Here is a 6,918-nt window from a genome sequence, read left to right on the forward strand (position 1 = left end):
GGGGGGCGTCAGGGATACGGGGGCTGCTTGCTGCGAACGCTGTAGCAGATAACGTCGATGCCTTCGCCATGGGTGTCGTTGGCGGCTTTCCATTTCCGGGCGACACGCTCGAAGGTGAAGAGGTCGCGCTGGGTCAGGGGATTGGAATACAGCTCTTCCAAGACCAGAACCTCGCCCACGACCCCCACCGGCATCAGACGAGCCGACGGCGAAATGGAATTGGCGATCAACTCGTCGCTCTCGCTTCCTTCGGAATCGACCCGGACGGTTGCCATGCTCCAATTGATCGCCACATAGGACTCGACCTGCATGTCGCGCAGCATGCTGATGTACAGGCCGCCGCAGCGCAGGGCGTTGGTGGGGTCGCCGAAACCGACCAGAATGGCGTTGCCGCTGGTGGTCATGGGGACGCTGACATCTTGTCCGAGGAAATTGCGGTTATACTGGACCAGTAGATCCAGCAGCATGGCCTTCTCGGCCTTGGTCTTCCGGCTCACCTGGTCGAGATACAGGGCGAGAATGGCCAATTCCTTGGTTTCGTAGGTATAGAAGGGGCTGTCTTGCGCTTCCTCGTCAACGGCGTCATCGACCGGAACCGGTAAACGCGAGAGGGCCTCGTCCTGCACGGAATCGGCCAAAAGATCTGAAATTTGCGATTCGGCAAGCGGGATCGGAGCGGCTGTCGCCATGGGGGGCGCGTCGAAGGCAGAATCGTCGTCTTCCGCCATCTCCACGACGGCGGCCAGTTCCGGCTCGGGCTCGGGTTCGGGCTCGAGTTCCGGCTCAATATCCGCAGGTACATCCACCAGCGTGTCGATGGGTTCCGGCTCGGATTCTTGCTCCGGCTCGGCCAATTCCGGCTGGGCCGAATTGTCCCATTCCGGTTGGGTCTCGAAGGCCGGTTCGATCTCGTTCGAAGGCGCCTCGACCGAAACGGGGGGGGCTTCGAATCCCTCGGCCTCGAAGGTCTCGACCGAAACGGGCTGCGGGCGTTCGGAAACGGTGCGGGGCAGAGGCTGTTCGGGCTCGGGCTCCAGATCCGCGACGATGGTCTGGGGGCGGCCTGCGGTCCGGCGAATGACCGCGCCGGACATGTTGGCGCCGTCGAGGAGGGCGCCGGCGGTCACGGCATCGGTCAGATCCGCGCCGGTGAAATTGGCATTGCGGGCGTCGGCGCCCGCCAGATTGGCGCCGGCCAAGGTGGCGCCGGAGAAATTGGCCCCCATCAGCTTGGCGCCGGCCAGATTGGCGCCGGTCAGATCGACTCCGGACAAATCCATCTTGCCAGCCAGATTGGCGCCAGCCAGATTGGCCATGCGCATATTGGCGCCGGAGAAGTTGGCGCGCAGCAAGGTCGCGCCGGCCAGATTGGCGCCCTGAAGCTTGGCGCCCGACAGATCGGCGTCTTCCAGGCAGGCCCGGGGGAGGTTGCAATCACGGAGATTCGCGCCGGACAGAACGGCCTTGCGCAGATTTGCCAGCGACAACAGCGATCCGGACAAATCCATCCCGGCGAGATTGGCCCCACGCAGATTGGCGTTGGTCAGGTCCGGTCGTACATCGGGCTCCTGCTGGCGCCAGGCGTTCCAGTCGCCGGCTCCCTGGCCGAGATGTTGTAGGTGGTGTACGTTTCCCATCACAAGCAATCGATCTGTCTTTTCAAACACTCAAATCATACACCAGGCCATGGATTTTTCAAAACTTATCTCCGGTCAGGCGGTGTGATGAAATGAGCGGGATGGGTCTGCTACAATAACGGTTAACGTTGCTTTAATGATTGCCAACTTCTTGTCTTCTTTGCCTGGTCATTGACGAGGAATCAGGTTGTGGTGGATTGCCTTTGTTCCGGTGCATGGTCCGTGAGGGAGCTGTGCGGTTGCTACCGGCTGCGGCCTTTCCCCAATGCCCGTTCCCATTCCGCGATCACGCTTTCGTCAATTGTCTGGGGCGAGTGGTCCTGGCCCGCATCCGCGCCGGTGGCCGTTCTCAATTGCGCTTCCAACTCGGCGATGCGCGCTTCCAGCATGGCGATCTTCTGGGCCTGGGTCGGGCGGTCTTTATGCCGCTGCCGATAGCGTCTTTGCTTTTCCGCCGGTGTCAGGGCCATGTCGTCTCCGATGACGTGGGGCGGGCTCGGCGTCGGGCGCGGCCCTCCGGCCGCTTGGCTGCTCGCTCAATGCTCGCCCGAGCGTCGCGCCTCACGTTTGAGGCACGGCGCTCTAAAGCATCGACTCCCATGCGGCCCGACCGATGCCTTGCCTGATTTGCGCCTATGCCTTACCTGATTTACGATTGAGCAGTTGGTTCAAGACGTCGGCCTGAGAGCTTGCCCGAACCTCAGCCTTGGGGGCGATGGCGGCTTTTTCGGCGGGTTCGGTCGCCGCGGCATTCTCGGCAGGGGCGGGAGAATGGGCGGATGCGGGAGGGGGAGGGGGAGGGGGAGATGCGACGGGCGGTGGGGGGGCGGTGATCTCGTCGTCTTCTTGCCCCATCTCGCTCGCCATCTTGGCGATATCGGTTGCGGCGCCGACGATGCCCCTGATGATCGCCAGGGCTTCTTCCTTATTGACGCTGTCGCTCATTTTCCCCAGCTCCGACAAAAACGGCCGTCCGGTTGCGGCGGTTGGCCAATCTTTCCTAGGTCCGCCCGGGGCGGAAGTCCCACGCTTCAGATCGGTGGAGTGGCAACGGAAAAGGCGGGTTTGGAACGGGTCAGCGAGTTCACGGCGGATATGTATCCTCCGATGCAGGCGGCGCCGAGCACGCCGACCACGACCAATCCCAGGCCCGGCGCGATCGTTAATGTGATCGGCAGTCCCAGGAGTGCTCCGGAGAGCAGTTTCGGTGCCGCTAATTTCAGTCCGGCCAGGGGGGTGTCAAACATAAAATCTTCCATGCAGGGCTGTGTGGATCGACGGATCTGAGTCCCTCCAGATTAGCATAGGTGCAGCCTAAAGCATCAAGATTTTGGGGGGAAAGGCCATCCCTCGTCCCATGGGGCTCTCCGATTTTTCGCGTGATCCGCCTGCGGGGAGGGCGGGGGGCTTTTTATGCGGTTGCGTCTCAACCGCTTGTATTGGCGGCCAGGCGAGGCGATTTATTCTGCTTTATCGTCTGCGTGGCGTGCTCTCGCCTATATCTGGCTGGAGTAATTGTGCTAAAAAGCGCGGGCCGACAGCGGCGACGAATGCCGTGGACCTTGGTCGCGTCGGCCGCGTGATTTTGTTGAGTGGTGCTGGATGACGATGCTTGATGGCGACGCGAACACCGGGGGGCGCCCCAAAGCCCCTCGCAGCAAGGATTTGAAGCGCTACCTCATGCTGATGGGCGTGGTGGCCTTGATCGTGCTGTTCGGCGCCTTCATTTTTCGCCAGCAGGCGGGCGGCAACCGCCTTGGAACCCTGATCCGGCAATTGGGTCACGGCGCCGTCACCGCTCCGGTGCTTCCCCTTCCTGCGAACGCACTTGCGGGGGCTCCGGCGGCGACGGGAGTTTCGGCCCTGCCGCCGGTCATGGAGGCCGGGGCTGCCCAGGTGGGCGGCGGCGGGGGATTTTCCCGCGTCGTCTCCCTTTTGCGTCATAGCGTCGTGAGCGTGACCGCATCGTCGTCGGGCCGCGCCGCCGCACCCAAGACCCTGATGCCGCCCGGTCCCGACGTCTTGCCGCGTTTCGCCAATCCGACCACCACCACGGTGGAAAATATCGGCACCGGGGTGATCGTTCGCGACGACGGTTTGATCGTCACCAATTTTCATGTGGTGCGCGGCGCCAATTCGGTTCTCGTCTCGGTGTCGGACAACGGGGGGGCGACCCGCTATTCGGCTGAGATCGTCAAGATGGACGAGGCGCTCGACCTCGCCTTGCTGAAGATTGCTCCCAGGGCGCCGCTGACCTCGGCGGTCCTGGGCGACAGCAGCGCGGTGCTGGTCGCCGACGAAGTGATCGCCATCGGGACTCCCTTCGGTCTGGACATGTCCGTCAGCCGCGGCATCATTTCCGCCAAGGGCAAGTCCATGGTGATCGAGGGCGTCACCCATTCCAAGCTGCTGCAGACCGATGCCGCCATCAATCAGGGCAATTCCGGCGGGCCGCTGGTGATTGCCGACGGCACGGTGATCGGCATCAATACCGCCATCTACACCCCCAGCGGTGCTTTCGCCGGAATCGGTTTCGCCGTGCCCAGCAATCAGGTCCGCCGGTTCGTGGAAGATGAAGTGAACGGCCTGCCCGCCGCCGCCGCCGCGGGCCCCGCCATGGGAGCCGTCGCGTTTCGGGCTCCGGGGTCGGGCGGCGTGGGGGCGGCCGGTCCGGCCATCGCGGCGGGGGTGCCTTCGCCCCATACCGATGGTCGACAGGCCATGGCTTGCGACAACTGCCATCAGATCATCGGTGCCGCGGCGGGGCCCATCGCCTTCGCTCAGCCCATGATGCCCGTCGCCGCGCCGCCGCCCGCCGCGCCGCCCATCCAGGCCAATGCCGCCAATCCCCATGCCGACAACCGCCGGAACATGAATTGCGCCGGTTGCCATCAGATCATCGGTGCCGGTGCCGGGCCGGTCGCCTTCGCTCAGCCGGGGGCGGGCGGATATCAGTTCGCCCAGCCGCCCGGCGGTCTGGCGGTCAATGTCCAAGGCGCGCGCGGCGGAATCGGGTCCAGAATGGCCGGTCACAGCCTGCACGGCGCCGCCTTGGCGCCCCTGTCTCCGCAGATGAGCCTGCAGACCGGTCTGCCGGTCGGGCGCGGCGTGCTGATCACCGGCGTTTCCCCCAACACGGCGGCGGCAAACGCCGGATTGCGGCCGGGCGATGTTCTGCTCAAGATCGACGGCCGCCCCGTCGCCCTCCCCCATGAGGCGGTCGCCATCATGGGGGAAATGTCGGTCGGCGGGTCCGTCCGTCTGGGAGTCTTGCGCGATGGAGGCGTCCGCAACATGACTTTGATTGCCGGGGCCGCCGCGGGAACGCCGCCGCCCGGCAACGGGCCGTGGTGAAAGGTAAAGAATTCCGGGTTGTTCTGTGATGATGGAGCACGAGATGGCGACGAACCGACGGCCCCGCGCCAAGGGGACCCCCGGCGACAAGCTCGGGAAGGGAGGCGGCGATGCCGCGCTCGCCCCGGCTGCCGACGCCGAGATTCCGGCATCTTCCGCGCCGGAGCCCGCCGCCCCCATATCTGCGCCTCCGGCTCCGGTGATCAAGCCGGTGGGAGGGGATGCCTGGGCGTCGCTGCTGAGCGGTTCGCCCTGGTCTTCCCCCGGAGCGGCAAGCCCGACGGAGGCGGCGCTCAAGCCGGTCATGCCGAGCGCATTGGCCGAGGCGGTTGCCAATGCGCCGCCTGAAGCCGCCCCGTTCACCGAGCTTGTCTCCCACTGGTCGCCGCCTTTCCGGCGGCAGCCGGATCGGGAGTATGAAGAGATCAATCCCGCCGAGGCGGCAATCCCGGTGACGGCCGCGGCGCCCGAGCCCGAGCCCGAGCCGGTCCCCGAACCCGAACCTGAACCCGAGCCGGAAGCGGCTCACGATCATGCCGCGACCGAGACCGAGGGAGTTACCGAAATGATGACGAGTGATGTTGAGCTTGAGCTTGAGATTGAGATTGAGATTGCTTCGGATGTGGAGGTCGTCGAGGCCCCCGCCGTGATCGAGCCGTCTCCCCAGCCGCAGGCATTTTCCCACTCGACGGCCTATGCCTATCCGGCGGAACCGGCCCCGGCGGTGGAGACGGCGGCAGAGGCCGCCCCTGCCGGCCCTGCCGAAAATCCGGTCAAGGAGGTTCCCGTGGAGGACCTGTTCACCGGGATCTTCAATGTGGCGGATTCGGCCGTGCGCGGCGCCATCGGCGCCTCCACCGATCTGCTGAGGGATCCCAAGTCCCTGGGCGGTAAGCTTTCCGTCGCGGGGCAGAGACTGGTCCATTCCATCAAGGGACGCTTCAATGCTTTGCTGGCTCCGCGCCACGGCGCCAAAAGCAACGGTGATGAATTCTAGTGGTTCTCGCGGGATGGGCGATAGAGGACAGGAATCCGAATGAGCTTGGAACTCAGCCATGATTGAAGTCGGCGAGACCATGGGCGAATTGCCCACCAACAAGATCGTGTTTTGCGAACGGTCATGGAAGACGCCTGTCTCGATCCTGGCCTTCTTGATCTTCGTGACCTTCGCTTGGGGGATCTATCTCCTGGACCATTACGACGAGGACGACAATTTCCATGGGGCCGACGATCTGTCGGTGGGTCAGTTCCTGGTGCGCAACATCGCCATGCCGCATGTGCAGCGGCTGTATCACACGGTTCCCCCTGCTGTGGTCGGGGTCGGCGGCGGCGGGGTCAATGCCGGTCCGGTGGCCTCGGGGGCCATCGTGGGGGCCAACGGCTATGTGATCACCACCTTGCATTCGGTGTCCAATCTGCCGGAGATTTCGGTCCAGGTGGCGACGACGGGTGGGATCCGGCGCTTTCCGGCCCAGGTGGTGAAGACCATTCCGGGGCATGATCTGGCGCTGCTGAAGATGCAGACCACCGAGAAGTTCCTGCATTTCCGCATGGCCGACGTCCAGACGGTGGTGCCGGGTCAGCAGGTCTTCGCCTTCGGCCGCAACATGGCGGGGGCGCCGCTGGTGCGCCAGGGCCTGGTGCAATCGGCGGATGCGCCGCTGGCGGTGGGGGCGACCCAGATCACCCATCTGCTGCGTTCGGACGCGGTCTACAGCTGGGAACAGACCGGCGGCCCGCTGGTCAACGCCCAGGGTGATCTGGTGGGCATCAACATCGCCGCTACCGGCCCCGCCGGCAAGGTGGAAGGCTTCACGGTGCCGGCCCAGGTGATCGTGTCCCATCTTCAGGACGTGGTTCGCTTCAAGAAGGGCGCTCCGGCCGGAAAGTCGGGCGTTCCCGCCGGTCCTTAGACGTATGAGGGGCG

Annotated in this window: 7 protein-coding genes; 3 read left to right on the top strand and 4 right to left on the bottom strand. The window is 64.6% G+C overall.

Features of this window, described 5'->3' with window-relative positions:
• Window positions 1-8: 8 nt before the first annotated feature.
• The 4 genes from H261_RS22050 to H261_RS25165 form a co-directional block, all read right to left on the bottom strand.
• Window positions 9-1,637, bottom strand: a complete 1,629-nt coding sequence (locus H261_RS22050; protein WP_008622183.1) for a pentapeptide repeat-containing protein — start codon at window positions 1,635-1,637, stop codon at window positions 9-11.
• Between the two features lie 242 nt (window positions 1,638-1,879).
• Window positions 1,880-2,107 (bottom strand): hypothetical protein, encoded by a 228-nt coding sequence (locus tag H261_RS22055; RefSeq protein ID WP_008622185.1) that lies wholly within the window; start codon window positions 2,105-2,107, stop codon window positions 1,880-1,882.
• Window positions 2,108-2,270: 163 nt separating this feature from the next.
• Window positions 2,271-2,582: a hypothetical protein gene (locus tag H261_RS22060; protein ID WP_008622186.1), complete on the bottom strand. Its 312-nt coding sequence runs from the start codon at window positions 2,580-2,582 to the stop codon at window positions 2,271-2,273.
• Window positions 2,583-2,668: 86 nt separating this feature from the next.
• On the bottom strand, window positions 2,669-2,884 hold the full coding sequence (locus H261_RS25165; protein ID WP_152427063.1) for a hypothetical protein: 216 nt from the start codon (window positions 2,882-2,884) through the stop codon (window positions 2,669-2,671).
• Window positions 2,885-3,302: 418 nt separating this feature from the next.
• Between H261_RS25165 and mamE the strand changes: the two genes are divergently transcribed.
• From mamE to H261_RS22075, 3 genes are read left to right on the top strand one after another with little or no spacing between them, the layout of a single operon-like run.
• Window positions 3,303-4,991 carry a magnetosome formation protease MamE gene (mamE, locus tag H261_RS22065; protein WP_235063019.1) on the top strand — a complete coding sequence of 563 codons (1,689 nt, stop codon included), beginning with the start codon at window positions 3,303-3,305 and terminating at the stop codon, window positions 4,989-4,991.
• Between the two features lie 28 nt (window positions 4,992-5,019).
• Window positions 5,020-5,988, top strand: a complete 969-nt coding sequence (locus H261_RS22070; protein WP_008622188.1) for a hypothetical protein — start codon at window positions 5,020-5,022, stop codon at window positions 5,986-5,988.
• A 58-nt stretch (window positions 5,989-6,046) separates the two neighbouring features.
• Window positions 6,047-6,904 (top strand): trypsin-like peptidase domain-containing protein, encoded by an 858-nt coding sequence (locus H261_RS22075; protein ID WP_008622189.1) that lies wholly within the window; start codon window positions 6,047-6,049, stop codon window positions 6,902-6,904.
• Window positions 6,905-6,918: the final 14 nt, after the last annotated feature.

The organism is Paramagnetospirillum caucaseum (assembly GCF_000342045.1).
GTDB classification, from domain to species: domain Bacteria; phylum Pseudomonadota; class Alphaproteobacteria; order Rhodospirillales; family Magnetospirillaceae; genus Phaeospirillum; species Phaeospirillum caucaseum.

Coding starts and splice junctions, on each gene's coding strand:
- H261_RS22050 (WP_008622183.1), bottom strand. CDS start 1,637: ATGGGAAACGTACACCACCTACAACATCTCGGCCAGGGAGCCGGCGAC.
- H261_RS22055 (WP_008622185.1), bottom strand. CDS start 2,107: ATGGCCCTGACACCGGCGGAAAAGCAAAGACGCTATCGGCAGCGGCAT.
- H261_RS22060 (WP_008622186.1), bottom strand. CDS start 2,582: ATGAGCGACAGCGTCAATAAGGAAGAAGCCCTGGCGATCATCAGGGGC.
- H261_RS25165 (WP_152427063.1), bottom strand. CDS start 2,884: ATGTTTGACACCCCCCTGGCCGGACTGAAATTAGCGGCACCGAAACTG.
- H261_RS22070 (WP_008622188.1), top strand. CDS start 5,020: ATGATGGAGCACGAGATGGCGACGAACCGACGGCCCCGCGCCAAGGGG.
- H261_RS22075 (WP_008622189.1), top strand. CDS start 6,047: ATGATTGAAGTCGGCGAGACCATGGGCGAATTGCCCACCAACAAGATC.